Source organism: Janibacter zhangyanbonis, assembly GCF_050507325.1.
Taxonomy (GTDB): Bacteria; Actinomycetota; Actinomycetes; order Actinomycetales; family Dermatophilaceae; genus Janibacter.
Genome location: NZ_CP191481.1, coordinates 127,806 through 153,881, shown reverse-complemented (window position 1 = coordinate 153,881; position 26,076 = coordinate 127,806). Strand labels below are relative to the sequence as shown.

The 26,076-nt window shown below is 72.3% G+C and carries 25 protein-coding genes; 16 read left to right on the top strand and 9 right to left on the bottom strand.

Annotation, left to right across the window (positions count from 1 at the left end; genetic code table 11):
- The first annotated feature begins 36 nt into the window (after positions 1–36).
- On the top strand, positions 37–1,116 hold the full coding sequence (locus ACQBJO_RS00795) for an alcohol dehydrogenase catalytic domain-containing protein (RefSeq protein ID WP_421009285.1): 1,080 nt from the start codon (positions 37–39) through the stop codon (positions 1,114–1,116).
- A gap of 69 nt (positions 1,117–1,185) precedes the next feature.
- Positions 1,186–1,770 carry a dihydrofolate reductase family protein gene (locus tag ACQBJO_RS00790; protein ID WP_421009286.1) on the top strand — a complete coding sequence of 195 codons (585 nt, stop codon included), beginning with the start codon at positions 1,186–1,188 and terminating at the stop codon, positions 1,768–1,770.
- A 219-nt stretch (positions 1,771–1,989) separates the two neighbouring features.
- On the opposite strand, the gene ACQBJO_RS00785 is transcribed toward ACQBJO_RS00790, so the two are convergent.
- Together ACQBJO_RS00785 and ACQBJO_RS00780 are read right to left on the bottom strand one after the other, a co-directional pair.
- Positions 1,990–3,582 (bottom strand): HNH endonuclease signature motif containing protein, encoded by a 1,593-nt coding sequence (locus ACQBJO_RS00785; RefSeq protein ID WP_255184985.1) that lies wholly within the window; start codon positions 3,580–3,582, stop codon positions 1,990–1,992.
- Between the two features lie 100 nt (positions 3,583–3,682).
- Positions 3,683–4,621 (bottom strand): MBL fold metallo-hydrolase, encoded by a 939-nt coding sequence (locus ACQBJO_RS00780; RefSeq protein ID WP_421007812.1) that lies wholly within the window; start codon positions 4,619–4,621, stop codon positions 3,683–3,685.
- Positions 4,622–4,718: 97 nt separating this feature from the next.
- Here ACQBJO_RS00780 and ACQBJO_RS00775 point away from each other — a divergent pair, with 97 nt between their 5' ends.
- On the top strand, positions 4,719–5,633 hold the full coding sequence (locus tag ACQBJO_RS00775) for a sigma-70 family RNA polymerase sigma factor (protein ID WP_421007811.1): 915 nt from the start codon (positions 4,719–4,721) through the stop codon (positions 5,631–5,633).
- Between the two features lie 68 nt (positions 5,634–5,701).
- Positions 5,702–5,938, top strand: a complete 237-nt coding sequence (locus ACQBJO_RS00770; RefSeq protein WP_084450809.1) for a hypothetical protein — start codon at positions 5,702–5,704, stop codon at positions 5,936–5,938.
- Positions 5,939–5,955: 17 nt separating this feature from the next.
- Here the strand turns inward: ACQBJO_RS00770 and ACQBJO_RS00765 are convergent, their stop codons facing one another.
- Positions 5,956–6,321 (bottom strand): DUF2809 domain-containing protein, encoded by a 366-nt coding sequence (locus ACQBJO_RS00765; protein WP_421007810.1) that lies wholly within the window; start codon positions 6,319–6,321, stop codon positions 5,956–5,958.
- Positions 6,322–6,459: 138 nt separating this feature from the next.
- Here ACQBJO_RS00765 and ACQBJO_RS00760 point away from each other — a divergent pair, with 138 nt between their 5' ends.
- A complete protein-coding gene (locus ACQBJO_RS00760) occupies positions 6,460–8,124 on the top strand; it encodes a GMC oxidoreductase (RefSeq protein WP_421007809.1) in 1,665 nt (554 codons plus the stop codon).
- Positions 8,125–8,139: 15 nt separating this feature from the next.
- On the opposite strand, the gene ACQBJO_RS00755 is transcribed toward ACQBJO_RS00760, so the two are convergent.
- The 3 genes from ACQBJO_RS00755 to ACQBJO_RS00745 form a co-directional block, all read right to left on the bottom strand.
- Positions 8,140–8,766 (bottom strand): maleylpyruvate isomerase family mycothiol-dependent enzyme, encoded by a 627-nt coding sequence (locus ACQBJO_RS00755; protein WP_421007808.1) that lies wholly within the window; start codon positions 8,764–8,766, stop codon positions 8,140–8,142.
- A 108-nt stretch (positions 8,767–8,874) separates the two neighbouring features.
- A complete protein-coding gene (locus ACQBJO_RS00750) occupies positions 8,875–9,840 on the bottom strand; it encodes a hypothetical protein (protein ID WP_421007807.1) in 966 nt (321 codons plus the stop codon).
- Positions 9,841–9,901: 61 nt separating this feature from the next.
- Positions 9,902–11,218: an alpha-hydroxy-acid oxidizing protein gene (locus ACQBJO_RS00745; RefSeq protein WP_421007806.1), complete on the bottom strand. Its 1,317-nt coding sequence runs from the start codon at positions 11,216–11,218 to the stop codon at positions 9,902–9,904.
- Positions 11,219–11,474: 256 nt separating this feature from the next.
- On the opposite strand from ACQBJO_RS00745, the gene ACQBJO_RS00740 reads away from it, so the two are divergent.
- From ACQBJO_RS00740 to ACQBJO_RS00725, 4 genes are read left to right on the top strand one after another with little or no spacing between them, the layout of a single operon-like run.
- Complete coding sequence (locus ACQBJO_RS00740) at positions 11,475–13,100, top strand: sodium:solute symporter family transporter (protein WP_421007945.1); 1,626 nt, start codon at positions 11,475–11,477, stop codon at positions 13,098–13,100.
- 15 nt (positions 13,101–13,115) lie between these two features.
- Positions 13,116–13,247, top strand: coding sequence for a putative transporter small subunit (locus ACQBJO_RS00735; RefSeq protein ID WP_421007805.1), 132 nt, complete (start codon positions 13,116–13,118; stop codon positions 13,245–13,247).
- Between the two features lie 36 nt (positions 13,248–13,283).
- On the top strand, positions 13,284–13,751 hold the full coding sequence (locus ACQBJO_RS00730) for a GNAT family N-acetyltransferase (protein ID WP_421007804.1): 468 nt from the start codon (positions 13,284–13,286) through the stop codon (positions 13,749–13,751).
- 4 nt (positions 13,752–13,755) lie between these two features.
- Positions 13,756–14,901, top strand: a complete 1,146-nt coding sequence (locus ACQBJO_RS00725; RefSeq protein WP_421007803.1) for a hypothetical protein — start codon at positions 13,756–13,758, stop codon at positions 14,899–14,901.
- A 136-nt stretch (positions 14,902–15,037) separates the two neighbouring features.
- Here ACQBJO_RS00725 and ACQBJO_RS00720 read toward each other — a convergent pair whose 3' ends face one another.
- A complete protein-coding gene (locus tag ACQBJO_RS00720; RefSeq protein WP_421007802.1) occupies positions 15,038–16,276 on the bottom strand; it encodes an MFS transporter in 1,239 nt (412 codons plus the stop codon).
- 162 nt (positions 16,277–16,438) lie between these two features.
- On the opposite strand from ACQBJO_RS00720, the gene ACQBJO_RS00715 reads away from it, so the two are divergent.
- Genes ACQBJO_RS00715 through ACQBJO_RS00685 form a run of 7 tightly spaced genes read left to right on the top strand, consistent with a single transcriptional unit; the run spans position 16,439 to position 24,824 of the window.
- Complete coding sequence (locus tag ACQBJO_RS00715; RefSeq protein ID WP_421007801.1) at positions 16,439–17,947, top strand: pyridoxal phosphate-dependent decarboxylase family protein; 1,509 nt, start codon at positions 16,439–16,441, stop codon at positions 17,945–17,947.
- On the top strand, positions 17,944–19,281 hold the full coding sequence (locus ACQBJO_RS00710; RefSeq protein ID WP_421007800.1) for a lysine N(6)-hydroxylase/L-ornithine N(5)-oxygenase family protein: 1,338 nt from the start codon (positions 17,944–17,946) through the stop codon (positions 19,279–19,281). The genes ACQBJO_RS00715 and ACQBJO_RS00710 overlap by 4 nt, the downstream gene beginning before the upstream one ends.
- A complete protein-coding gene (locus ACQBJO_RS00705) occupies positions 19,278–21,716 on the top strand; it encodes a GNAT family N-acetyltransferase (protein WP_430407135.1) in 2,439 nt (812 codons plus the stop codon). Before ACQBJO_RS00710 ends, ACQBJO_RS00705 begins: the two co-directional genes overlap by 4 nt.
- Positions 21,713–23,581, top strand: a complete 1,869-nt coding sequence (locus ACQBJO_RS00700) for a penicillin acylase family protein (RefSeq protein WP_421007798.1) — start codon at positions 21,713–21,715, stop codon at positions 23,579–23,581. The genes ACQBJO_RS00705 and ACQBJO_RS00700 overlap by 4 nt, the downstream gene beginning before the upstream one ends.
- Complete coding sequence (locus ACQBJO_RS00695; RefSeq protein ID WP_421007797.1) at positions 23,578–24,090, top strand: GNAT family N-acetyltransferase; 513 nt, start codon at positions 23,578–23,580, stop codon at positions 24,088–24,090. The genes ACQBJO_RS00700 and ACQBJO_RS00695 overlap by 4 nt, the downstream gene beginning before the upstream one ends.
- A 51-nt stretch (positions 24,091–24,141) precedes the next feature.
- On the top strand, positions 24,142–24,318 hold the full coding sequence (locus ACQBJO_RS00690; RefSeq protein WP_200811194.1) for a hypothetical protein: 177 nt from the start codon (positions 24,142–24,144) through the stop codon (positions 24,316–24,318).
- The gene (locus ACQBJO_RS00685; protein WP_255184969.1) at positions 24,315–24,824 is read left to right on the top strand and encodes a GyrI-like domain-containing protein; all 510 of its coding nucleotides are present in this window, start codon (positions 24,315–24,317) and stop codon (positions 24,822–24,824) included. Before ACQBJO_RS00690 ends, ACQBJO_RS00685 begins: the two co-directional genes overlap by 4 nt.
- 33 nt (positions 24,825–24,857) lie before the next feature.
- Here ACQBJO_RS00685 and ACQBJO_RS00680 read toward each other — a convergent pair whose 3' ends face one another.
- Together ACQBJO_RS00680 and ACQBJO_RS00675 are read right to left on the bottom strand one after the other, a co-directional pair.
- Complete coding sequence (locus tag ACQBJO_RS00680) at positions 24,858–25,703, bottom strand: SDR family oxidoreductase (protein ID WP_421007796.1); 846 nt, start codon at positions 25,701–25,703, stop codon at positions 24,858–24,860.
- 2 nt (positions 25,704–25,705) lie between these two features.
- A complete protein-coding gene (locus tag ACQBJO_RS00675; RefSeq protein ID WP_421007795.1) occupies positions 25,706–26,020 on the bottom strand; it encodes a hypothetical protein in 315 nt (104 codons plus the stop codon).
- Positions 26,021–26,076 lie beyond the last annotated feature (56 nt).

Sequence of the window (26,076 nt, the reverse complement as noted above, 5' to 3'; positions counted from 1 at the left end):
ACCCGGACAGCAGCATCGGCCTGACACGATGGCGCCGTGCGCGCCGTGGTCATCGATGAGGTCCGAGCCCAGCCCGAGGTCAGGGAGGTGTCGGCCCCCTTCGCCCCTGACGGTGGGGTGGTCGTCGACGTGCGGGCGACCGGGCTCTGCCGCAGCGACTGGCACGCCTGGGCCGGCCACGACGACGGGATCACCTGGCCGCACGTGCCGGGCCACGAGCTCGCGGGGGTCGTGAGCGCGGTCGGTGCCGGCGTGCAGCGGTGGCGGGTCGGCGACCGGGTGACCGTGCCCTTCGTCTGCGGCTGCGGACGGTGCTCGTGGTGCGCGGCCGGCGAGGCGCAGGTCTGCCCCGACCAGGAGCAGCCCGGCTTCACGCACTGGGGGTCCTTCGCCGAGCAGGTGGTGCTGCACGCTGCCGACACCAACCTCGTGGCTCTCCCCGAGTCGGTGGACTTCGCGACCGCGGCGAGCCTGGGGTGCCGCTTCGCCACCGCCTATCGCGCCCTCGTCGCCCGGGCCCGCCTGACGAAGGGGGAATGGGTCACCGTCGTCGGCGCCGGCGGCGTCGGGCTGAGCGCGGTGATGATCGCCCGGGCGCTCGGCGCCCGGGTCATCGCGGTGGACCGCAAACCGGCGGCGCTGGCCGTGGCGGCCGAGCTCGGCGCGGTGCACACCGTGCTCGCTGGCGGCGTGGGCGGTGCGGACGACGCGGCCACGGCCGTGGAGCCCACGGACGTCGAGGCCACGCTCATGGAGCTGACCGACGGCGGGGCACACGTCGCCGTCGACGCCGTGGGGAGCGAGCAGACCTGTGCCACAGCGCTGCTCAGCCTGCGGCGACGCGGTCGGCACGTCCAGGTCGGCCTGCTGCCGCCTGTCGACGGTCACCCGCGCGTGCCGATGGCGCGGGTCATCGGGTCGGAGATCGACGTGCTCGGCAGCCATGGCATGGCCGCCGTCGACTACCCGGGGATGCTCGCGCTCATCGAGTCCGGCGACCTCGCTCCGCAGCGCCTCGTGGAGCGGGTCATCGGTCTCGAGGAGGCCGCGGCGCTGCTGCCGGGCTTCGACACGGCGAGCGTCGCGGGAATGACGATCATCGACCCGTCGCGCTGAGGCGGGGCGAAATTCGCTGCGACACACCCCCCTTCGGCCCGTAGCGTGCCGCCTGACGGAAGGGGCACCATGCGCACACTCACCTACTACGTCGCGGCGACGCTCGACGGCTTCATCGCGGGGCCGGACGGCGGCGACCCGAGCGGCGAGGACTTCATGGCGGTCACGCCGGACCTCGTCGAGTTCATCGCGACCCACTACCCGGAGACGCTGCCCGGACCGGCCCGCGAGGCGATGGGTCTGACCGAGCCGGGCCGGGTCTTCGACACGGTGATCGAGGGACGGCGCTCCTACGAGATCGGGCTCGCGGCCGGCATCGACGATTCCTACCCGCACCTGCGGCACCTCGTCGTGTCGACGACGCTCGGGTCCGCGCCCGCGGCGGCTGTCGAGGTCGTCTCCGATGACCCGCTCGCCCGGGTGCGCGAGCTCAAGGCCGAAGACGGTCTGGGCATCTGGCTCGTCGGCGGCGGCCGCCTCGCCCACGCCCAGCTGCCGGAGATCGACCGGCTCGTCATCAAGCTCAACCCCTCGGTCATCGGCTCTGGGGTCCCGCTCTTCGACGGAGGCTTCGCCCCCACGCTCTTCGAGACCGTCGACGTCGTCGGCCTCGCCAGCGGCGTGCAGGTCATCACCTGCGAGCGAAGGGCGTAGCCGGGCAAGTCCGGGCGCACAACTCTGCAAGACCCTAGGGTCTTGCAGAGTTGGGCGCTCCTCTCCGGCTGCGGGCCGCACGACCTTGAGGAAATGCGACGCCCCTCCCCCGACTTCGCACGACCTCAAGGAAAATGCGACGTCCCTGGCTGTTGAACTCGGACGCGGGGCGTGCGGAGGCGCCCGACCCGGGCCGGGGTCGGGCGCGGGGCGGGGTGGCTACAGGTGCCAGGTCACCCCGTCGTCACGGATCGTGCAGGTCAGCTCCTGCTGGTGCACTCGGGTGTGGTGCCGCTCGCACAGCAGCGCCGCATTGCCGATGTCCGTGCGCCCACCCAGCGACCAGTACTGCACGTGGTGCGCGTCGGTCCAGTGCGCGGGCATCGTGCACCCCGGGAAGGTGCAGCCACCGTCCCGCAACCACAGCAACCGCTTCTGCCCGGGGGTGAAGAACCGCGTGGCGCGGCCCAGCTCGAGCGGCTCGCCGTCACTGCCGAGCATCACCGGGATGACCCCTGCCTCGCAGGCCAGCTTGCGCACGCTCGCCGGGGACAGCACCGCGCCCGAGGCCGTGACCCCGCCGGCGTGACCGCCACCGGCGACTCCTCCGGCACCCAGCCCGACCCCCTTCGAGCCGGGTGCGTCGCCACAGCCGCCGAGATCCGCGCGGTGACCGAAGGGATGCGTGTCGCTGAAGGGCATGCCGGTCGGCCCGAAGGCGCCACCCGGTCGGCGGGACCCGCACACCCCGCAGGTCCCGTCCGTGGCCGTCAGCAACGAGGTCATCGAGATCGTCACCATGACCTGCGCCTTGTCGCTCGTGCCCACCTCACCCGGGCTGGACACCCCACGACCCACGACCGTCACCAGGGCATCGGCGCGGCGCCGCGCCGGGGGCCGCGGGTCACGCTCACCGTCGGGGCCCTTGACCGGCTTCGACAACCCCGCCACCGCCGCGTCGACGATCGCCGCGCCCTCGGCGTCGAGCACGAGCTTGTAGCGCGTCAGCCCGCTGGCATCGGTGTGACTCGTCAACGACCGCGCCGACCTGGCCCGCTCGTCATCCGCCGCGAGGTCCTTGGCCGGACGCAGCATCCGCGTCGTCTGCGTGATCGCCGTCGCCAGCCCGCGCTCGTCGAGCCCCGGGACCCGAGCCGAGATCCGCCCACCCGGGCCGGTGCGCACGACCTCGTCACGCGCTGCATCGAGCAGGACCCCCAGGTCCGCCTCCAGGAGCTCCGGGTCGGCGACCCGCCGCACCCCGTCGTGGAAGCGCACCAGCTGATCGGCCTTGCCGAGCGGCAGCTGGCCACCCTCGAGGTCGGCGAGCACCCCGGCGAGGCCGGCCGGCGGCGGCCGCTCACCCCACTCCCCTGCTCCCGGCTCCGACTCCCCAGCCACCTGCTCGGGTGCCTCCGGGCGAAGGGGGGCGCCGCCCCCTTCGTCGTCGTGCGTGGGGTCGACGAGCGCGGAGCCGGCCCGCAGACCCGCCCTGGCCACCCGCACCACGGACGCCACATGACGCACCGCCGGCCGCGGCGCCGACCGGCCCTCGCTGACCCCGACCCAGTCGGTGTCCGACCACGACTGCCGCTGCGGCACACCCCGCGAGATGCCCTCGCGCACGAGGGCCACCTCGGCCGCCTCGAGCACCGCCCGGGCCCGACCGATCGCGGCCAGCCCGTCGGCCAGCTCCTCCTCGGGCGCCTGCCACAGATCCGGCATCTCGAGGGCGGCGATCGTCAGGGCGCGCACCGAGTCCCGCAGGCCCGACACGAGCCCCAGATCCCCCCACTGCGTCGCCTCTGACATGCTTCGATCATACGTTCGACGTGAGGCCTGGGGAACCCTCTGAGCCCTGTGAATTCAAGGAACTTCGCCGCGAGCTTGTGGACAACTGGCCCGTGCGACGTCAGCCGCCGAGGCCCGCCCAGGGGTCCTCGAGCCGCCACAGCCGCGGCAGGTGGAGGGCGACGCCGTCCTCGTCGGCGAGGCGCCCGAGGACGCTCATCGTGACGTCCACGTCATCACCCGCGTAGGGCAGGGCGCGCAGCGGTCGGTCGAGCGGACGGAAGAAGTCGTCCCAGTGCGTCAGCACGACCCGGCGGGCCCCCACGGCGCGGACCGTGTGCTCCCAGTAGGCCTCGATGTACTCCTGGGACTGCACCCCGAGCTGCCCCACACCCAGGTAGGCGACCTCTGCGACGTGGCCGACGAGCGAGCTTGGCACGTGGCCGGCACTCCCCTGCAGCAGGGCGGTCCGGCCGCTGCGGTGGGTGAGCAGGATCGACCACGCCTCACCGCAGCGATAGGCACCGACCCTGGCCGGTGGGGTCACCGGGGCGTCGATGTCGCCCGGGTACCGATCCGGCGGGCAGTGGCTCGATGCGACGAAGGTCAGGGAGAAGGCACCGCACTCCACGGAGTCGCCGGAGGCGATGACCCGGATGCGCTCCCGGTCGAGACCTCCGCCGACGCCCAGGTTGGCCGTCGACTCGCCGCCGACGAGCAGGGCACCCGTGCGCTCGGCGACGACGGCGGAGTCGAGGGCGTGGTCGTAGTGCGTGTGGACGGGGACGACCGCGTCCAGCCCGTCGAGGCCCGCATCGCCGAGGGCTCGGTCCAGGGCGGCATCGATGCGCTCGACGGACGGCGCGACCTTGCCCAGACCCACCTGGAGCAGACCGGGCCGGGAGAAGAACCCATCGGTCATCACGGCGGACTCACCGTCCTGGACGAGCAGCGTCGAGACACCCATGAAGGTCACCGCCAGCGCACCCTCCCCGGCGACCGGGACGTCGAGGCGTGAGGCGTAGGTGGCGAGGTCCGGGCGGCCGGGCTTCAGACGCATCCGGTCAGGCTATCCGGGCCCGGCGTGACGGGCCCGGTCACATCCGTGGTGCCGGTGTCGTCAGATCGGTGACAGCATCGACCCGAGAGGAGCGGTCATGGACCCGGCACAGCAGGCAGAGGACTTCGAGGCGGAGCGCCCACGGCTCGTCGGCCTGGCGACGCGCATCCTCGGCGACCACGCCGAGGCCGAGGACGTCGTGCAGCAGGCATGGCTGCGACTGCACGGCACGGACACCGACATCGAGTCGCTGCCCGCCTGGCTCACGACGGTGACCACCCGCCTGTGCCTCGACCGGCTCAAGTCACGAACTCCGGTGCCGCACAGCGAGATCGAGCCGACCATCACGGCTCCCGACATCGCCGACGACGTCGTCCTGGCCGACACCGTCGGGGTCGCGCTGCAGGCCGTCATCGACCGCCTCACGCCGGGTGAGCGGGTCGCCTTCGTGCTGCACGACAGCTTCGGCTTCGACTTCGCGACCATCGGCGCGATCCTCGACACGACACCCGTCGCGGCGCGCAAGCTCGCCTCGCGGGCGCGGGGGAAGGTGCGGGGGCGGGGCTCCGGGTCTCGAGGCTCCTTCGTCGCACCGCCCACGCGGGACGTGGGACCCAGACCACCGGGATCGGGGGCAGCGGCGGACAGGGCGGACTGGGCGGTCGTCGACGCCTTCATGGCGGCCGCGCGCGAGGGCGACTTCGACTCCCTGCTGCGGCTGCTCGCACCGGACGCCACGATCACCGCCGACGCCGCCGCCGTCGCGAGCGGCACGCCCGAGCGGGTCGACGGGCAGCGGGAGATCGCCGAGTTCTTCAACGGCAGCGCCCACGCAGCCCTCGCCGTGATCGTCGACGAGCGCCCCGGCGCCGCGTGGTTCCACCGTGGCGAGGCCAGGGTGCTCTTCGACTTCGACGTCGTGGACGGCGTCGTGCAGGGCGTCACCTTCCGCGCCGAGCCCGAGGTGCTCGAGCGTGTCACCCGGCGCGAGGACACCCGACGCTCCTCCTGAGGCCCACCGGTCACATCCGCACGTCCCCGATCGTCACCACCACGAGACCACCACGAGAGGATCACCCGATGAAGACCATGACCTGCCAGCAGCTCGGTGGCCCCTGCGACCTCGCTCACCGAGGCGAGACGCACGACGACGTCATCAACGCCCAGGACCAGCACCTCAAGGCGATGGAGAAGGCCGGCGACGCCGCGCACCAGCCCGCCCGCGACGAGATGAAGAAGCGCTGGCGCCGCCCCCGCAAGGCGCTCGGTTGGTACAACGAGATGAAGCAGACCTTCGCGGCCCTGCCGGAGGACTGAGCCGACCCGGCCTCCCCTCAGGGACGAAGACGTCCCACCAGCACCATCGCCCCGGCACCTCCCAGTGCGCCCACCGCGTACCAGAGGAGGTCGACCGGGGCGAACGTCGTCCCGAGGAGGAGCCGCAGCCCCGGCACCCGCGCCGGCAGCCCGGTCAGCTGGGCGAGCTCGACGAGGACGCACAGCACCAGGGCCACCCCGGCGACGACGAGCGGACGCGGCCCCCTTCGCCCCGGCCACACCAGGCGAAGGGAGAAGACCGCCGCCATCGCGTAGAGGATGCTGCCGGCCGCATCGGTCCACGGCAGGTCACGAAACCCTTGCAGGGCAAGCCCGCTCGCCACGACGACGGCCAGCAGGAGGAGGGCGGGGAGGCGGCGCACGGCGACACCTCAGCACGCCGCGCTGGCATCTCGCTGTGAGGCTTCCCGCTGCACGATCCCTACCCGCGAGTAGGTTCTCGCCATCGGAACACCAATGGCGGTGCGCCCCGGGGTGGCACTCCGTCGAGGAGGAGCCCCATGTCCGCACAGCCCACGCGCCGCGCCGTCATCGCCGGGGCGGGCGCCGCCACCGCACTCACCGCGCTGCCGGCCACGAACGCCCACGCCAGCCCGACGCCACCAGGCACCGACGACACGCTGCCCACCGAACGGCTCGCCCACGCCAAGCACCGGCTCGCCGTCCCCGAGGTCTTCCGCGCACCGAAGAAGATCGCCTCGCACACCGACGTCATCGTCATCGGGACCGGCTTCGGAGGCAGCGTCGCCGCCCTTCGCCTCGGCCGGGCCGGCGCCACCGTCGCGATGCTCGAGCGCGGCTCCCGCTGGCCCCGGGACCCGTGGCGACGCATCCACCCCGGCGACATGGTGCTCGACGGTCGCGGCATCTGGCACAAGCACTCCTTCACCAACCTCGCCGGCATCCCGCAGCCGGTCGACCGCTTCGGCGGCGTGCTCGACGACACGACCTACGAGCACCTGCGGGTGTGGCGAGGCGCGGCCGTCGGTGGCGGCTCGATCGTCTTCACCGGCGTGCTCCTCGAGCCGCCGAAGGAGTACTTCGAGCACCTCTTCGGGGACACGGTGAGCCAGACCGAGATGCACCGCACCTGGTACCCCAGGGCCCGCAGGATGCTCCGGGCCTCCCCGATGCCGCGGGAGATCTACGACAGCGCGCCCTTCGGCCACTCCCGGCGCTGGGACGCCAACGTTCGCGCGGCCGGCTACACCCCCGACCCCCTCGACGGCATCTGGGACTGGGACGTCGTGCGGGCCGAGCTGCAGGGCCGCTCGCGGCGCTCGGCCACCATCGGCGAGAGCAACTACGGCAATGCCAACGGCGCGAAGTGGGACCTGACCCTCAACTACCTGCCGCAGGCCGAGGCCACCGGCAGGGTGACCGTGCACCACTGGCACGTCGTCGACCGCATCGGCCAGGACGCCAGAGGCCGCTACACCGTCGACCTGCGCGTCGTCGACCCCACGGGCGATGTCCTCGAGTCCAGGACGGTCACCTGCGACCGGCTGGTCCTCGGCGCCGGCAGCATCGGCACCTCCGAGCTGCTCGTCCGCGCCCGGTCCGAGGGCACCCTGCCGCGCCTCGACGACTCCGTCGGCGAGGGCTTCGGCACGAACGGCGACGCCGCCATGGTGCAGTTCATCTCGCTGTCCAAGGGCCTGGCGCAGGGGTCACCCTCCGCGTCGACCATCCTCGACAGGGGCCTCGACCTGCCGGCCCGGATGGAGAACTGGTACACCCTCGGCGTCCAGGTCAACGCCGGCATCCTCGGCTCGCTCGGCATGGTCATGGACCCGCAGCGCGCGAGGTTCGTCCACAGCGCGGCGAAGGACGACGTCATCGTCGACTGGCCGGAGGACGGCAACAAGGCGTCCGAGGAGGCGCTGCGCGAGATGCAGAACAAGGTCGCCGAGGCCGCGGGCGTCGGGGTGGGTGTGCCCGTCCTCGGCGTGCCCGACGTCGGGACGAGCTTCACGGCGCACCCGCTCGGCGGAGCCGTCATCGGCCGGGCGTCCGACGCCTACGGCCGGATCAAGGGCCACCCCGGGCTCTACGTCATGGACGGTGCCGGCATCCCCGGCAGCACCGGCACGGCCAACCCCTCGCTGACGATCACCGCGCTCGCCGAGCGCAACATCGCGAAGATCATCGCCGACGGGCGGTGACCTCCTCGGGGTCGGTCACGCCTCGAGCAGGCCGACCCCCGGGCCGTCGAGATCCGCCATCGCCACGTCGCGCCCCGCGATCACGAGCAGCAGGGCGAGGGCTGGCCCGCGCACCTCGGGTCCGTCGCCGAGGGTGAGGTCGAGGTCGGTGGCCCGCAGCGTCACCCGCGCGACGGTCTCGCGACCTCCGCCGACGGCGGCGGGCGTGCGCGCCTGGTAGCGCAGCGCGCCCTCGACCGCCTCGGGGGCGTAGTCGTGCCCGATGCCGACTGGTCGCCGGATGTCCTCGCCGTGGACGACCTCCTCGACGAGGCGGCTCTCGAGCGGGGCGAGCCGGGTGGGCGGCCCGGTCCGCCGACCGGCCACCTCACGCAGTCGGCGCAGCGTCTCGCGGGGCGTCGCCCCGCGGTGCCGGTCGACGCCCTCCTGGGTCATCCGCTCGAAGTTGCCCCGAGCCCGCACCATCCCCCGCACGAGGCCGAAGGGGGTGGCGAGCGCGTTGGCGACGAGGTGCGCCGCGACGTCGTGCACGCTCCACCCGTCGCAGAGCGAGGCCGTGCGCCACTGCTCGTCGGTCAGCTGCTCGAGGTCGTCGGCGAGCGCCCGGCGCTCGGCGTGGACGAGGTCCCACACATCGGTCATGGCCTCACCCTGACAGGTCCGGCCGACAGCGTCGCCGGACCAGGCCCATGACGAAGGGGAGGTCCCGCGCCGAGCGCAGGACCTCCCCTTCGGCAGGTGTGGTGCGGGTCAGGCCGGGGCCGGGGTGACCGGACGGCCCTGCAGCACCCGCCACGTGTAGGCCGCCGCGATGGACAGCACCGGGACGGTGATGAGCAGCGCCAGGCCGAGGGTGCACAGCGAGACGATGATGATGAGGATGGCGAGCAGCGCCAGCAGCAGCGTCGGGCCGACGTTCTTCGTCGTGAAGCTGAAGCTCGCCACGATGCCGTCGACACCCGACTCGCCGTCGAGGACGGCCATGTTGGTGTAGTAGAGCAGGTAGGCCGCGACGATGCCCGGCAGGATGCACATGAGGGTGCCGACGAAGGTCACGATCATGACGATGATGCCCGCGATGATCGCCTGACCCCACGGGATGCGGGTGAACATCGCCCCCAGGTCGGTGCGTCCGGTGTCGACGACGTCGAGCGCACCGCGCACCAGCGCCAGGCCGAGCACCCAGCTGATGATGCCGGAGACGAAGCTCGTCATCAGCGAGATCAGCTGGTGGAGCAGGTAGTTCTCCGGCAGGCCGGTCACCGGGTCGATGGTGCTGCCGGTGCCGAGGAGGCTTCCGGTCGTCGCGAGGTTGGTGCCGAAGCTGATCGCCGCGCTGATGACGAGCATGACGGCGGTGATGATCATGAAGGGGCCGACGTTCTTCGTGAAGAGCTGCCAGCCGTAGGTCAGCGCGTCGATCGGGCTGTACGGCGGCTGCATCCCGCCGAACTGGGGCGGCATGCTGCCACCGCCGTAGGCCGGCGCACCGCCGGCACCGGGCGGCGGCGGTGCGCCCGCCCCCGGCGGCGTGCCGTAGGGCTGGCTCGGCTGGCTGCCGTAGGGCTGCTGGCTCGGCTGGCCGGGCTGGTTGCCGTAGGGCGACGGCGACCCGTAGGGCTGGCCGCCCTGCGGCTGGGAGCCCCCGTAGGGCGGCTGGCCACCGGATCCGGGCGGGGTCGACGGCTGGTCGGGCGGGTACGGAGGCTGACTCATGGGCCCCACCCCATCGCATGTGGCGCACCGCGGCAAGCAGCGACGCGGGGGAGGACTCCCCTCACGCCTCGACGAGCAGCTCCCGGGTGATGTCGGCGATGGTGGCGGCCCCGACGAGACCCATGGTCAGGTCGAGCTCGGCGAGCACGTTGTCGATGACCGCGCTGACCCCGGCGGCGCCGTCGATCGCGAGGCCGTAGACGTGCGGGCGGCCGAGCAGGCAGGCGTCGGCGCCGAGGGCGAGCGCGACGAAGAGGTCCGCCCCGGAGCGCACCCCGCTGTCCATGAGCACCGTCGGCTCGGGCCCGACCGCGTCGCGCACGCGGACCAGCGCGTCGAGGGCCGCGATCGACCGATCGACCTGTCGCCCACCGTGGTTGGAGACGACGACGGCGTCGACACCGGCGTCGAAGGCCCGCCGCGCGTCGTCCTCGTGGAGGATCCCCTTGAGCACCACGGGCAGGCGGGTGCGCTCCCGCAGGGTCGCGATGTGCTCCCACGAGAGCGCGGGGTTGGAGTAGATGTCGAGGAAGGTCTCGACCGCCGCCCGCGGCTCCGGCGAGCGCAGGTTGTCGCGGACGCCGCCGGGGTGCTCGCGGCTCATCGAGAGCAGGGTGCCGACTCCTCCCTTCGCCGCACGGGCCGCCTGCAGCGGCTTGCGCGGGTCGATCCCGAGCGACTGCGCGGCGCGCGCCGTGTCGGCGAGCCGTTCGCGGACCAGCTGCATGAAGCGGGGGTCGGACGTGTACTGGGCGATGCCCTGCCCCCGGGCGAAGGGGAGGGACCCCAGGTCGAGGTCGGCGGTGCGCCAGCCGAGCATGGTCGTGTCGAGGGTGACGACGAGCGCCTGCGCCCCGGCCGCCTCGGCGCGGCCGATCATCGAGTCGACGAGGTCCTCGTCGGTCGACCAGTAGAGCTGGTACCAGAAGGGGGTGCCGGCCATCGCCTGCGCCGTCTCCTCCATCGGCGAGCAGCCCTGGCAGGAGAAGACGTAGGGCACGCCGCTGGTGTGCGCCCCCTGCGCGATGAGCAGGTCGGCGTCGTCGGTGACCAGCCCGGCGGCACCGACGGGCGCGAGCAGCAGCGGGGCGGCGAGCTCGGTGCCCAGGACCGTCGTCGTCAGGTCGCGCGTCGTCGTCGCGTGCAGCATCCGCGGCACGACCTGCCAGCGGTCGAAGGCGGCGCGGTTGGCGCGCATCGTCGCACCGCCCCCGGCTCCACCCGCGATGTAGGCCCAGGCCTTGCGGCTCAACGCTGCTCGTGCGCGACGCTCGAGCTCGGCGACGTCCGTCGGGACGGTGGGCGCGATGCCGAGCGCACCGGGTCGGTAGATCGCGTCCTGGCGGGCACGACCGGGGGCGGGCTGCGGAGTCGTCATGAGCGCAGGTTAGGGCCCCGAACCGGTGAGATCGGCCACAACGAGGACCCCGTCCGCACCCTGACCTTTCGTTGACCTCATGGGCTTCTGGGGTGGTTTGGGCGTGATTGCCTCCATTAGCCCTTCGTTGGCCTGCGAGTTGCCTTCCGCTCAACGCCACGCACAACACCACATCGGAAGGAAGGCATGTCGACGCCACCCACCCCTGGGGATCGCCACGATCGTGCTGCTGCTCGTCCTCTTCTACGGCCTGACCATGGTCATGTCGGTGAAGATCAGCCGCGGTGAGGAAAATGCCGACGAGTACATGACGGCCGGGCACAACATCGGCTTCGGCATCTCCGCGGCCACGATGACCGCGACGTGGATCTGGGCCTCGTCGATGTATGCCTCCGTCACCTCCGGCTACACCTACGGCATCTCCGGGCCGATCCACTACGGGCTCTGGGGCGCGCTGATGATCCTCTTCATCTACCCCTTCGGCCGGCGGATCCGGGCGGTCGCCCCCCACGCGCACACCCTCGCCGAGGCCATGCGGGCGCGGCACGGCCGCTCGAGCCAGCTGATGCTCGCGATCTCCAACGTCCTCGGCAGCGTCATCTCGCTGATGTCCAACTTCATCGCCGGCGGTGCGCTCATCGCGATGCTCTCGCCGATGAGCTTCATCCAGGGCGTGCTGATGATCGCGGCCGGCGTGCTCATGTACACGATCTGGTCGGGCTTCCGCGCCTCGGTGCTCACCGACTTCGCCCAGGTCGTCGCCATGCTCCTGGCCGTTGTCGTCCTCGTCCCCGCCTTCTTCTTCGTCCTCGGCGGGCCGGACCTGCTGCGCGAGGGCGCCGGCAACCTCACCGCCCACCAGTCGAGCTTCTTCTCCTCCGAGGCCTTCCTCGGCCAGGGCGCGCCCTACATCGCGGCCGTCCTCGCCTACGCCATCGGCAACCAGACGATCGCCCAGCGACTCTTCGCCGTGCGCGAGGACCTCATCAAGCCGACCTTCGTCACCGCGACGATCGGCTACGGAGCGACGATCATCGGCGTCGGCATGATGGGCGTGCTCGCCCTCTACGCCGGCATCGACCCGGCCGGCGGCGACCCCAACAACCTGCTGCCGCAGATGGCCGCGAGCCACCTCGCGACCCCGCTCATCGTCGTCTTCTTCGTCATGATCATCGGGTCGCTGTCCTCGACGGCCGACTCCGACCTGGCTGCGCTCTCGTCGATCGTCATGACCGACATCTACGGCGACCGCGCCCGCCGTCAGGGGACGATCAACCCCGCGACGATGCTGCTCATCGGGCGCCTGACGATGGTCGTCGCCACGGTGGCGGCGGTGCTCTTCGCCGCCCTCGAGCTCAACATCCTCGACCTGCTCGTCTTCGTCGGCGCGATGTGGGGCTGCCTCGTCTTCCCCGTCATCGCCTCCTTCTACTGGTCGAAGGTCACCAACGCCGCCTTCACCGTCTCCGTCCTCGTCGCCTTCGCGGTCTTCCTCCCGGTGCGCTTCGGCTGGCTGCCGCAGTCCGGGGCGCTCGACCTCGTCATCGACGTCGTCGGCATCGTCGGCGCCGGCATCGTCATCGGTCTGATGGCCTTCGGCTTCTTCGGTGCCCGGGTGGGCATGGCCCTCGGTGCCGTCTTCGCGGTGGGGGTCGCCCCCTTCGCCATCGGGGTGATCTCGCAGTACCCGGCGCTGTCCGGCTCGCTCACCGCCTATGCCGTCTCGACGATCGTCTGCGTCGTCATGTCGCTGGCCTCCCGCGAGGAGCCCTTCGACTTCGCCCTCATCTCGCGGCGGACCGGTGACTTCACCGACGACGAGGCGGCGGACGCCCAGCCCGCCGGCGACGACGACCCCGACCTCGAGCCCGCTCGCGCCTGACCCGGAAGGACCACCATGTCGATCACCGCACTGACCCTCTACATCCTCGTCTGGCCGGCCATCGTGGCCGTGATCCTCGGCGTCATCTGCGTCGCCTTCTACAAGGAGTGGCGCGCCGCCAAGGACGAGGGGCGCCGGATCATCTGACCGCACGGGGCGGGCCGGAGGCGCCACACTGGGTGGATGGCAGCGACCGTCCGCCCCGCCGGTCCGCCCGATGCCCACGTCGTCGGGCGGCTGCTCCACGACTTCAACGTCGAGTTCGACGAGGAGACGACACCGAGCGCCGCAGACTTCGCCGGGCGCTTCGAGCACCTGCTGACCCGCGACGACGTGCTCGTGCTGCTGGCCGAGGAGGGCGCTGCGACAACGGGCTTCGCGTACCTCACGCTGCGCCCGACGCCCTACTACGACGGGCTGCTCGGCCAGCTCGAGGAGCTCTACGTCGTGCCGGAGCTGCGCGACCAGGGCATCGGCACGGTCCTGCTCACCACCGCGGTCGAGCGCATCGTGGCGAAGGGAGCCGCCGAGCTGCACATCAACGTCGACGAGATCGACGTGGACACCCGCCGCTTCTACGAGCGGCACGGGTTCTTCAACGTCCACCCGGGCGCCGACCACCGCATGCTCTGCTACCTGCGCGAGCTGTGATCCCGTGCGCCCGTGGGTCGCAGGTCTCGTCGCGGCGACCGCGCTGACCCTCGTCGCGTGCACGAGCCCCGCGGCGGAGGCCGGCCGGTGGCAGCCGGTCGACCTCCCCGGTCCGGGGCGGGTGGTGACCCTGACCGGGATCGATGACGGGCTGCTCGTCGGCCGCTACGACGAGGGCGCCCGGGAGCGGGCTTCGCTCACGGTCGTCGGCCCGGACGGCAGCAGTCGGCCGGTCGCGATGGACACGCGCTGGGAGTGGGCCGGACGGGAGGCGGAGCTGCTCTCCGTCAGCGAGCACGAAGGGGAGGTCGTCGCCCTCGGCGGGCACCGCGCCGGCGCGCACGGCAACGTGCGCTGGACCGTGTGGAGCGGCGACCTCGACGAGGTGGTCGAGCAGCCGCAGACCTTCGAGACCTTCGGCGGGTGGGACGCCGGCGGCATCGCCGGCACCGCTGCCGCGCAGGCCGGCCCGGTGATCCTCGGCAGCTGGGTCGACCCGGGCCGGCACGGTCTCGACGTGGCGGTGTGGACGCGGCACGGCGACCGGTGGACCCGGGCGGCGCGGCCCGGCAGCGGCCTGGCTGCGACCGCCGACCGACAGCCCTCCCCCGGCGCGGTGACCGACCTGCCCGACGGGGGCTTGGTCGCCGTGGGCTGGGTGACCGTGCTCGGCGAGCGCATCCGCGACGAGGCGGTCCTGTGGACCGCTGCCGACCCGGCCGGTCCGTGGCGCGAGGTGTCGCTCCCTTCGACCGGGGCCGGCACGCAACGTCCGACGGCGGTCGACTGCGCCGACGACCACTGCGTCGTCGCCGGCAGCAGCGACGAGGACGTCGCACTGTGGCGGGTCGACCTCGCGGACGGTCGGGTGGTGCCGGGGCGGGCGCGGACGGTGCTGTCCGACGTGGTGCACTCCTCCGCCCCGGTGATCCGGGTGGCCGCCGGTGAGGTCGACACCGTCGCGCACAGCGAGCCCGCGGGCGGCGCTGCCGACGATCGGGACGGGACGACGCGGGTCGTGTGGACGACACCGGGGGCCGAGGACCTGGCGACCACCGAGCTGCCCGGCCGGCTCGCCGCCATGGCCACCGAGCCCAGCGGCGCCGTCGTCGTCGCGACGACGACCGCCGCCTGGCGTCACCACCCCTGACCGGCCCGGGCTCGCATTTCCTTAAGGAAATGCGAACTCAGGGCGCAGGAGGCCGCATTTCCTTAAGGAAATGCGGACCAGAGGGGCGGGAAGCTGCATTGCCGTTGGGCAATGCAGCCTCGGGGAGGGGCCGACCTCAGGCGGTGACGCCGTGGCGGCGCTGGTGGCGCAGGCCGAGGGCGGTGCCGAGCAGCACGAGGACGATCGAGGCGACGAGGACGCCTTCGTAGCCGATCCACGCGGCGGCGGTGAGCGCCACGGCCGCCGCGACGAAGGAGATCGCGAGCGCGAAGGAGGTCAGCGTCGTGAAGTCGGTGCCGGCCGAGTCGGGCCGGGCGAAGTCCATGTTGATCGTGTAGACGACGACATTGGCCACGGCGTAGGCGGCCATGAAGGCGCACAGGGCCACGGTCGTCCACACGGTCGAGGTCTCGCCGAGGGCCAGAGGGAGCAGGCCGAGGGTCGCCACGGCGAGCAGCGCACCACCGAGGACGAGCACCCGACGACGACCCCAGCGGGTGATCAGGGCTCCGGCACCCAGTGCGGCGAGCACCGCTGGGGCCGAGGCGATCGCGCCCGAGACGAAGCCGATCTTCGTCAGCGACCACCCGGCGTCGACGAGGGCCGGCGAGACGATCGCGTAGCCCACGGCGGCGCCGATGTAGTAGAGCGGCACGACGACGAGCACCCAGCTGCGGCACCCGGGCTGGCCGAAGACGGTGAGCAGCTCCCGCAGCCCGGCACGACGCACGAGCACCTCCCGCTCCGGCTCGCGGAAGCCGATGACGACGCCCAGGGCCGTGGCCGTGAGCAGGGCGAGCAGCAGGATCGCCGGGACCCAGCCCCACTGGTCGTAGACGACGACCGCCAGGCCACCGCCGACGACGCTGCCGAGGTAGTTGCCGCCCACCTGGATGCCGTTGCCCAGCCCACGGTCGCCGTCGCCGAGCAGCCGCACGGTGAGCGCGTCGGCGGCGATGTCCTGGGTGGCGGAGAAGAGGACGAAGAGCGAGCAGATCGCGATGACCGGGCCGAGGTGGTCGGCCGGCGTGACGAAGGGGGTGAGCGCCAGGAGCGTGATGACCAGCCCCAGCTGGAGCGGGACGAGCCACGAGCGGTAGTGGCCGAAGCGGCGGCTGCCGTAGCGGTCGACGAGCGGGGCCCAGAGGAACTTCAGCGGCCAGATGAGCCCGATCGTCTGGATCAGACCGAGCGTGGCGAGCGAGGTGCCCCCGTCGCGAAGGATCGCGACGAGCCCGATCGTGAGGAAGCCCACACCGAGGTACTGGGTGAAGTAGAGCGCGGTGATGAGCCGGAACCGCTCTGCGCCAAGGGTCTTGGCGTCTGCAGTGGCAGTCGGGGCAGTGGTCGTCACGGGGTCTTCCTCGCGCTCGTGGGCAGGCGCCCGGGTAGGAGTCATCGCGCATCAGCGGTGATGCGCAGCGTCGCGATCTCGATGAGCGAGGTCGGCGCACGGCAGTTATGTTAGGCCAGCACTACCTAAGTTAGGTATCCCTTACTTTTAGGAGCACGCTCGGTGAACCCCCACCTCCTGACGCACGAGACCACCGACGACTACGTCGACGGCATGGCGCGCGTGACCCGGCTCGTCGCCCAGCACCTGGCCGCCGACGCCCCGTCGACCGGTGCGACCGTGGCCGACCTCGCCCCCGCGGTCGACGCCGTCGACCTCGACCGCCCCGCGGCCGACCTCGACGCCGCGCTGGCCGAGGTCACCGACATCTATCTGCGCGACGCCATCTGGTTTCACCACCCCAGCTACGTCGCCCACCTCAACTGCCCCGTCGCCCTGCCGGCGGTCCTCGCCGAGGGGATCATCTCGGCGGTCAACACCTCGGTCGACACCTGGGACCAGAGCGCCGGCGGCACCCTCGTCGAGCAGCGCCTGATCCGCTGGACCGCCGGGCGCATCGGCTTCGGCGGGACCGCCGACGGCGTCTTCACCAGCGGCGGGACCCAGTCCAACCTCCAGGGCCTGCTCCTCGCCCGGGGCGAGGCCGTGCGCCGCCACGGCGAGGGAGTGCAGTCGCGACTGCGCGTGCTCGCCACCGAGCACAGCCACTTCAGCGTCATCAAGGCCGCCCGGATCATGGGCCTGCACCCGAGCGCGGTCATCGCCGTGCCCACCGACGAGACCGGTGGCATGAGCACCGCCGCCCTCGCCGCCGAGCTCGACGGCATCCGGGAGCGGGGCGAGACGGCGATGGCCGTCGTCGCGACCGCCGGCACGACCGACCTCGGGGTCATCGACCCGGTCGCGGCCATCGCCGACCTCGCGGCCGACCACGGCGCCTGGCTGCACGTCGACGCCGCCTACGGAGGTGGCCTGCTGACCTCCCTTCGTCGTCGTCACCTGCTCGAGGGCATCGAGCGGGCCGACTCGGTGACCGTCGACTTCCACAAGACCTTCTTCCAGCCGGTGAGCTCGAGCGCGATCATCGTGCGCGACGGCGCGACCCTGGCCCACGTCACCCACCACGCCGACTACCTCAACCCGCGGACGGCCGTGACGCCCAACCAGGTGGACAAGTCGCTGCAGACCACCCGGCGCTTCGACGCGCTCAAGCTATGGCTCACGCTGCGGGTCACCGGCGCCGACGCCGTCGGCGAGATGTTCGACGAGGTCATCGACCGCGCCCACCAGGTGTGGGAGGTGCTACGCGACGACGAGCGCTTCGAGGTCGCCGTCGAGCCCGTGCTCAGCACGGTCCTCATGCGCTACCGGCCGAAGGGGGTCGGTGTCACCGACGCGGACTCGCTCAACCCCCGCATCCGGCACGCGCTCCTCGACGACGGGTCGGTCATGGTCGCCGGCACGACGATCGACGGTCGGGCGTGGCTGAAGTTCACCCTGCTCAACCCGCAGACCTCGCTCGCCCACCTGCGCGGGATCATCGAGACGATCGCCGCGACGGGTGAGGCGCTGCTCGCCGAGGACGCGATGGACGAGCTGAGCCTGGATGCACCCTTCGAGACGCTTGCTTCGCAAGCTCCTCAGGGAGCGGGAGTGGAGATGGCCCGATGAGCGGGCGCATCCACGACGTCGTCGGGATCGGGCTGGGGCCCTTCAACCTCGGGCTGGCTGCGCTGACGCACGACCTGCCCGACGTCGACGGGGTCTTCCTCGAGGCGCGGGACGAGTTCTCATGGCACCCGGGGATGATGCTCGAGGGCGCGACGATCCAGGTGCCCTTCATGGCCGACCTGGTGACGATGGCCGACCCGACGAGCCGCTTCGGCTTCCTCAACCACCTCAAGCAGATCGGGCGGCTCTACCCCTTCTACATCCGGGAGAGCTTCTACCCCCTGCGCGCGGAGTACGACCAGTACTGCCGGTGGGTCGCCGACCAGCTCGACACCGTCCGGTGGGGCCACGAGGTGACCGCCGTCGAGCGCGAGGCCGATGGCACCTACGTCGTCACGGCCCGCCTCGGGGACGGGACGGTCACCTCCCTTCGCGCTCGTCATGTCGTGCTCGGCATCGGGACCGCGCCGACCGTGCCGCCCGTCGCGGAGGGCCTCGGCGGGCCGGTGACGCACTCCGGCCACTACCTCGAGCACCGAGCGGCCGTGCAGGACAACGCATCCGTGACCGTCGTCGGCAGCGGGCAGTCCGCCGCCGAGATCTACCTCGACCTGCTCGAGGGCGTGCAGGAGCACGGCTACCACCTGACGTGGATCACCCGCTCGCCGCGGTTCTTCCCCATGGAGTACACGAAGCTCACGCTCGAGATGACCTCGCCGGAGTACGCGCGCTACTTCCGCGAGCTGCCGATGGAACGGCGCGACGTGCTGCTGCGCGAGCAGCGCAACCTCTACAAGGGGATCAGCGGCGACCTCGTCGACCAGATCTACGACACGCTCTACCGGATCCGCGTCGAGACCGGCGCGCCCGTCCCCACCACCCTGCTGACGAACAGCGAAGTGCGAGAGGCGAGCTGGGACGAGACCAATGGCCGCTACACGCTCGGCGTGCACCACGAGGAGCAGGACGCCGCCGTCGAGGTGACGACCGAGGGACTCGTGCTCGCCACCGGCTACCGCCCCCGCACCCCGCACTTCCTCGCGCCCGTCGCCGACCGGATCCGGCGCGACGCCCGCGACCGCTACGACACAGGGGTCGACTACAGCGTCGACCTCGACGGAAGGATCTTCGTGCAGAACGCCGAGGAGCACACCCACTCCGTCCTCGCCCCCGACCTGGGCATGGGCGCCTACCGCAACTCCGTGATCATCAACGCGATCACGGGCCGTGAGGTCTACCCGGTCGAGGAGCGCATCGCCTTCCAGCACTTCGGTGTCGGGGAGATCGAGTCGCCGGTGGTTTCTCGTGGCCTCGAGGCGGTGATGTCCCGATGAGCGACTTCGCGATGATCACGCCGGTCGGGCGGGTGACGATCGAGCCGGTCGTGCCCGCCGAGCACATCGAGCTGCTGCACGCGTGGGTGACGCACCCGCGGTCCGCCTTCTGGGGCATGCAGGGCTTCACCCCCGAGCAGTCGCGGGCGGCCTTCGACGAGATCGACGCCGACCCGCACCATGACGCGTGGCTCGGGCGGGTCGACGGCGTCCCGACCTTCCTCACCGAGACCTACGACCCCGGCCACTCGGTGCTCGCGGCGCACTACCGCGTCGAGCCCGGACAGCTCGGCATGCACGTGCTCGTCGCGCCGACGGAGACCCCGGTGCACGGGATGACCTCGCAGGTCTTCCGCGCGGTGATGCACTTCTGCTTCCGCGACCCCTCGGTCACCGAGGTGGTCGTCGAGCCGGACGTGCGCAACCACGCGATCCACGCCAAGAACGCCGCCGCCGGCTTCGTCGTCGACCGCCGGATCACCTTGTCGGACAAGGAGGCCCTGCTGAGCTTCTGCACGCTCGCGGCCTTCGCCGGCAGCGAGCTCGAGGGACGAAGGGGGGCGCTCCCCTCCCCCGACGTCGCGCACCTCGAGCCCGAGGTCATGGCGCGGGCCCACCGGCACATCGCGGCCAAGGCGATCGGCGAGCTGACCCACGAGCGGGTGCTCGCGCCCGAGCCGACCGCCGACGGGCGGTGGACGATCGCGGCGGGGGCGGCGACCTACACCTTCGCCGCGACCCGGCACGCCCTCGAGCACTGGCGGGTCGACCCGGCGAGCATCGAGCGCACCGTCGACGGCCAGGCCACCGAGGTCGACGCCCTCGGCGTCGTCTCCGACCTGCACGAGGTCCTCGGCATCCCCGAGCACCTGCGCTCGACCTATCTCGAGGAGCTGAGCGGCACGCTGGCGAGCCTGGCGCACAAGTGGCACCACGCGCGGCACACGAGCCGCGACCTCGTCGGCGCCGACTTCCAGACGATCGAGTCCGCGATGACCGAGGGCCACCCCGCCTTCATCGCCAACAACGGGCGGATCGGCTTCTCCGCCACCGACCACGCGGCCTACTCCCCCGAGGCCGGCGCCGACGTGCGGCTGGAGTGGATCGCAGTGCGCCGCACCGTCGCCCACCTCTCGCTGGCCGAGGGTCTGACGGAGGAGGACCTCTACGCCGGCGAGCTCGACCCTGCGGACCGTGAGGGGTTCTCCCTTCGCCTGGAGACGCTGGGGCTCGACCCCGCGGACTACCTGCTCATGCCGGTCCACCCGTGGCAGTGGGACCACAAGCTCGCGGTGACCTTCGCCGCGGACGTGGCCCGACGCGATGTCGTTCACCTCGGCCACACGCGGGACCGCTACCTCGCGCAGCAGTCGATCCGGACCTTCTTCAACACCGACCGTCCCGAGCGGCACTACGTCAAGACGGCGCTGGCGATCCAGAACATGGGCTTCCTGCGCGGGCTCTCGCCGAAGTACATGGAGGCGACGCCGGCGATCAACGACTGGGTGGCCGACGTCGTCGCCGGTGACCCGGAGCTCGCCGACTGCGGGTTCCGCGTGCTGCGCGAGATCGCGGCGATCGGCTACACCGGCGACGCCTACCACCGCCTCGGGGTGCCCAACCCGCACACCAAGATGGTCGCCGCGCTGTGGCGCGAGTCGCCGGTGCCGAAGCTCGCTGCGGGACAACGGCTCCAGTCCCTCACCGGGCTGCTGCACCGCGACGCCGACGGCGCCGCGCTCATCACCGAGCTCATCGCAGCAAGCCCGATCGGGGCCGGCGAGTGGGTGCGGCGGATGCTGCGCGCCTACCTGCGACCGGTCGTCCACTGCCTCGGCGTGCACGACCTGGCCTTCATGCCGCACGGGGAGAACCTCATCCTCGTGCTCGAGGACCACGTGCCCACCGGCGTCTTCATGAAGGACATCGGCGAGGAGGTCGTCGTCATGTCCGACCGCGAGCTGCCGCCCGAGGTCGAGCGCATCCGGCACGTCCTCGACCCGCAGGTGCAGTCGCTGTCGGTGCTCACCGACGTGCTCGACGGCGTGCTGCGCTTCGTCGCCGAGATCCTCGCCGACGACGAGATGCTCACCGGTGAGGACTTCTGGGCGCTCGTCGCCGAGTGCATCGCCGCGCACGCGGCCGACCACCCGCGGGCCGCGCGGCTGGACCTGCTGCGGGAGAGCTTCGAGCACTCCTGCCTCAACCGGCTGCAGCTGCGCAACACCCTGCAGATGGTCGACCTCACCGACCCCGAGGGCTCGCTCATCCGGGTCGGCGACCTCGCCAACCCCCTCCACGCTGCGCACAACCCTGAGCTCCTGCCCCCAACCCTGCAGGACCCTAGGGTTTTGCAGAGTGCCGGCGGCGGAACTCTGCAAGACCCTAGGGTTTTGCAGAGTTCCGGCGCCGGCGAAGGGGGCGTGGCCGAGTGAGCCGACACTGGCGGGTGGAGCGGGATGCCCACGGCATCCCGCTCTGCTGGGGGGCCACGCTCGACGACCTCGCCTATGCGCAGGGGCGCTCGGCGGCGATCGACCGGGCCTGGCAGATCGAGGTCGAGCGGCGGCGGTCCGAGGCGACCTCGGCGACGCTGCTCGGGCCGTCCGACTGGGACGACTTCGCGACCCGCGCCGACCTGGCCGGCATCGCCCGGGCCGCGGTCGAGGGTCTCGACGACGTGACGCTCGCCTGGGTGGACGCCTACGTCGCCGGCGTCAACGACGGCCTTGACGAAGGGGGTTCCCGCGCACCGGAGTTCGCCGCCACCGGCACGCAGCCGGAGCGGTGGGAGCGGTGGTCGCCGGCCGGAGTCTTCCTCGTCCAGCACGTGCTCATGGGCAACTTCGGGCACCTGCTGTGGCGCCGGCACGTCCGCGCGCAGCTCGGCGAGGACGCCCTCGACCTGCTGAGCCACGAGGGCGTGCCGCTCGGCGGCAGCAATGCCTGGGCGCTCACCGGGTCACGCACCGACACGGGCGCACCGATGATCGCCGCCGACCCGCACCGCGTGCTCGAGGCGCCCGGCATCTACCAGCAGGTGAGGCTGACCACCCCCGACATCGACGTGTCCGGGCTCGCCTTCGCGGGTGTCCCGGGGGTGCCGCACTTCGGTCACGCCGGCTCGGTCGCCTGGGCGGTCACGCACGCGATGGCGGACTACCAGCAGATCGCCCCCGACGCGGACCTCGTTGTCCCCCACCCGATCTCGCCCGCGGGCGTCGACGGCGACATCGGGCTGGCCACGATGCGCCGACTGCTCCTGGCGCGGACGGTCGACGACGTCGACACGGCCCTCGACGGCTGGGTCGAGCCGGTCAACGCCGTCGTCATCGCCGGCGCCGACGGCCGGGTCCGCGAGCGCGTCGCCGGCCGCCTGGTCACCGCCGGGGGTTCGCATCTCCTTGAGGAAATGCGGAGTCAGGGCAGCCAGGTGGGGACGGTGGCGGCGCCGTCGGCACGCCGCGACCTCGCCGACGGCGAGGTCGTCGTGCACGCCAACGACCGGCGGGACTCGGTCGCGGCGCTCGGCGAGGAGTTCGCCGCGCCGCACCGCGCGCAGCGGATCACCGCGCTCCTCGGCGAGCGCGAGGACTGGGACGTCGCGGGGCTCGCGACGATCCAGACCGACACCCGGCTCGGCTCCTGGCCGACCTTCCAGACTCTCCTCGGCGGGGTCGCGGCCACCGGCCCCGCCGAGGAGCTTCGCCAGCGGCTGCTCGCGTGGGACGGCCACATGGACGCAGGCAGCCACGACGCGGCCCTCTTCGCGGCCTGGCGCACCGAGCTCGTCCTCGCCGTCGCGGCCCACCCGCGACTCGCCCCGATCCACGAACCCGCCGGTCTCGCAGCGCTCTTCGCGCCCTGGGTGGACCCGGTCGCCCGGGTCGGCGCCGGCATCGAGCGGATCGTCCACGTCGGGTGTGACTGGGACCTGCCCCTCGACGAGATCGCCGTGCAGGCCCTCGTGCGGGTCGCCCAGGCACCCGCCGATGACCGCACCTGGGGAGAGCGGCACATCGCCCCCTTCGTCCGGGCGGAGCACACCGCCACGCCACCCAGCGGGCCGCTCGGCGGTGACGGGGACTGCGTGCTGGCCACCGCCGCCGCGCCCGGCCTGACCGACCTGTGCTGGCGAGGGCCGGCCGCCCGACTCGTGTGGTCGCTCGGCGGCCCGAGCTCGTGGGTCGTGCCGCTCGGCGCCGACGGTCCGGCCGACTCGCCGCACGCCCATGACCAGCACGACGCCTGGCGTGCGGGCGACCTGCACACCCTGACCGACGACGAGGAGACGACATGACCGACCTGACCTTCCGCCCCCTTCGCCCCGAGGAGGACGCGGCCTTGATCCACTCGTGGGTGACGCAGCCACGGGGACGCTTCTGGGGCATGGGCGACAAGAGCGTCGAGGAGGTGCGCGACATCTACGCCTTCGTCGACTCCCTCGAGGCGCACTGGGCGTGGATCGGCGAGAGCGAAGGGCGGCCGGTGGCGCTGGTGCAGACCTACGAGCCCGAGCACGACCCGGTCGCCGAGGCCTACGACGTGCAGCCGGGGGACGTGGGTGCGCACGTCTTCGTCGCCCCGGGCGAGGACGCGGCGACGGTCGGCGTGGGGATCTACCGGTGGCTCTTCGCCGACCCCGCGGTGCAGCGACTCGTCGGCGAGCCGGACGCCTCCAACCGCGCGGTCCTCCTCCGCGCGCAGCAGATCGGCTTCGAGCTCGGCGAGCGGGTGCGCGTCGGCGACAAGGACGCTCGCATGGTCTACCTGACCCGTGAGCGCTTCGAGTCGCTCGTAGGGGTCTGATCCGACCTTCCGGTCATGGACAGCGCCCCCGGCCCCCGGCAGACTCGCCGCATGGGGACACGCACACCCGCGATCATCGCGGTCATCATCACCATGGCCTTCGGCCTCGGCTTCGCCTTCTTCGACGAGGTGCCGCGCTGGTACCCGGTCGGCGGCGGCGTGCTCGTCGCGGCCGCCTGGGTAGCCGTGGGCATGATCAACAACCGCAGCCCGAGGAGGGACCCATGAGCCAGCCGAGCTACTTCGCCCCGCCGCACACCGACGTCACCTATCTGTCGAGCCCGCACGTGCCGACCGTCGTCCGTCTGGCCAAGGACGTCGCGCCCGACGGGATGCCGGCGATCTTCGACGAGACCTTCAGCGCCCTCGTGCCGGCCCTCGCCGAGCAAGGCATCGAGATCGCCGGCCCGGCCTTCTCGCTGCACCACCGCATGCCGGGCGCGACGATGACCTTCGAGGTCGGCATGCCCGTGGCCGCGCCGCTCGACGGGGAGCTCGAGGCGGGCGGCATCACCTTCGTCCCGTCACAGCTGCCGGCGGCCGAGGTCGCGACGATCTCGCACCTCGGCGGCTACGACGGGCTCGGCGGGGCGTGGGGCGATCTCATGCAGCGGGTCGCCGCCGACGGTCGTCAGCCGGGGCTGCCCTTCTGGGAGGTCTACGTCACCGAGCCCTCGCCCGACATGGACCCGAGCACCCTGCGCACCGACCTGGTGGTTCCCTACGGGGCCTGAGCCTGGGGGGCTTCGAGGCTCCTGCGTCGCACCTCAGCCAGCGCGGCCGAGCACCTCGCGCAGCGACGTCGCCGGGTGCCCGGTGAGCGCCTCGACGTCACCCGTCACCTCCGCGTGCTCGCCGACCGCGACCGCGGTGTAGGTCGAGATCCAGCCGGCGACCTCCCAGTCGGGAGCGCCGTAAGGCGCCCGTGACGCGCGAGCCTCGTCGAGCGTCTCGTCGACATAGCTCACCTCGCGACCGCTCGCCTCGCCGACGATCGTCGCGATCTCGCTGTAGGACAAGGCTGCTGGCCCCGTCAGCGTGTAGGTGCGGCCCGTGTGCGATGCCGGGTCGAGGAGCACAGCGGCCGCAGCGTCGGCGATGTCGTCCTGGGCGACGACGGCGACCCGACCGTCACCTCCCGGGCCGCGGATGATCCCGTCGTCACCGACGAGCCCGGGCATGAAGTCGGCGTAGAAGCCGTCCCGCAGGAAGGTCCACGCCATCCCCGACGCCCGGATCGCCTCCTCGGTCACCGCGTGGTCGCGGGCGAAGGTGAAGGTCGACTCCCGGCTCGCCCCCTGGAAGGACAGGTAGACCAGGTGCCGCACCCCGGCGGCCGCGGCCGCCTCGACGAAGGTCAGGTGCTGCTGCACCCGGTCGGCCGCCTCCGAGGCGGAGACCATGAAGGCCGTCTCGACCCCCGTGAGGGCCTCGCGGACCGCATCACCATCGCCGAAGGGAGCGACGACCGGCGTCGCACCCGGCAGGTCCGGTGCCCGGTCGGGGTCGCGGACGAGGAGGCGGAGGGGGACCCCCTTCGTCGCGAGGCGGGCAGCCACGCGGCCCCCGATGCGGCCGGTCGCCCCGGTGAGGGCGATGGGAGCCGTGGCCACGGTCAGCGCCGGTCGGACAGGGCGTAGGACGCGGCAGCCGAGGCGGCGGCGACGCCGAGGACGGCGGGCCAGGCGCCGACCTTCTTCGCCAGCGGGTGGGAGGCGCCGAAGCCGCCGAGGTAGATCGCCGACAGCGCGGCGGTCGTCGCCGGGTCGGTCTTCGCCAGCCAGCTGCGGCCGGCGAAGAGGCCCGCGGCGCCGAGGACGACGCCGCCGAGCGGACGGATGCCGCTCTCGCGGGCGGTGAGGTAGCCGCCGATCAGCCCGAGGACGGCGACGGGTGCGGTCTGGACGCTCTCTGCGCTGCGAAGTGCCATGCGGACAGGCTACGACCGCCCTTCGAGACGGTCGCTGGGCGACCGCCCACGCGGAA